At 65.8% G+C, this 1,264-nt stretch carries 1 protein-coding gene; it reads left to right on the top strand.

What is annotated here, in order from left to right; genetic code table 11:
- Positions 1 to 69: 69 nt before the first annotated feature.
- Positions 70 to 1,232 (top strand): IS3 family transposase gene (locus tag Q9R26_RS18560; protein WP_311228207.1). Its coding sequence is split into 2 segments (ribosomal slippage): positions 70 to 355 and positions 355 to 1,232, totalling 1,164 coding nucleotides; the frame shifts between segments, so codons are not numbered across the junction.
- The last annotated feature ends 32 nt before the right edge of the window (positions 1,233 to 1,264 follow it).

The raw sequence follows: 1,264 nt of genomic DNA, 5'->3' as shown, positions 1-1,264 counted from the left end.
GGGACTGCTGCAGGTTTGGTTGACTCCTGACAGGTAGGAGCGTTGGCTCCTGCTGGAAGGATGTGCGCCATGGTGAAGGCGTATCCGGAAGAGTTCCGCCGTGATGTGATCGCGGTCGCCCGGAAGGGCGAGACGTCGGTGCGGCAGGTCGCGAAGGACTTCGGTGTGTCCGAGTCCTGCCTGGCCCGCTGGCTGCGGCTGGCCGACCGCGACGACGGCATCAGTGCTGGCGCGTCGCCGTCCGTGAAAGCGGTCGAGCAAGCCGAGCTGCGGGAAGCGCAGAAACGGATCCGACTGCTGGAGCAGGAGAACGAGATCCTCCGCCGGGCAGCGGCGTATTTCGCCCAGTCCCAGCTCCCAAAATGATCTACCCGCTGGTCCTCGAACTCGCCGCAGACCGGATCCCGGTCGCGGTGGCCTACCGGGTGTTGGGCTTTTCGAAGCAAGCGTTCTATCGGTGGCGAGCCGACCCGATCTCGCAGCGCGACTGGGACGATGCGCACCTGACCGACGCTGCAATCGACGCGCACCGCGACGACCCGACATTCGGGTACCGGTTCATCGCGGACGACCTTCATGCGGCCGGCCACCGAGCATCGGAACGGCGGGTGTGGCGGTTGTGCTCGCAGCAGCGGCTGTGGTCGTTGCACGCGAAAAAGCGGGGCCTGAACCGGAAGGCGGGGCCGCCGGTGCATGACGACCGGGTCCGACGCGCGTTCACGGCACCGGATCTGGACCGTCTGTGGTTCACGGACATCACCGAGCATCCGACAGGTGAGGGCAAGGTCTACCTCTGCACGGTGAAGGATGCGTGCTCGCGTCGGATCGTGGGGTACTCGATCGGTGATCGGATGCGGTCCTCGCTCGCCGTCGCGGCCGTGCAGATGGCAGTGCACCGCCGGAGCCCTATTGGGACGGTCGTGCACTCGGACCGGGGCAGTCAGTTCCGGTCGAAGAAGTTCGTCCGCGCCCTGGCCGATGCCGGGCTGCTTGGGTCGATGGGGCGGGTCGGGGCGTGCGCGGACAACGCGGCGATGGAATCGTTTTTCGCGCTCCTGCAGAAGAACGTCCTGAACCGGAAACGTTGGGCGACGCGGGAAGAGCTCCGGCTCGCGATCATCACCTGGATCGAGGCGACCTACCACCGGAAACGGCGCCAACGTGGTCTGGGGAAGTTGACCCCGATCGAGTACGAGACGATCATCAACCCACAGGTCGCACTCGCGGCCTAAACGAACGAGTCAACCAAACCTGCAGCAGTCCC

Source organism: Curtobacterium sp. BRB10, from assembly GCF_031844325.1.
Lineage (GTDB): Bacteria > Actinomycetota > Actinomycetes > Actinomycetales > Microbacteriaceae > Curtobacterium > Curtobacterium poinsettiae_A.
The sequence above is the reverse complement of the archived record's forward strand: the minus strand, read 5'-3'. Positions and strand labels throughout refer to the sequence as shown.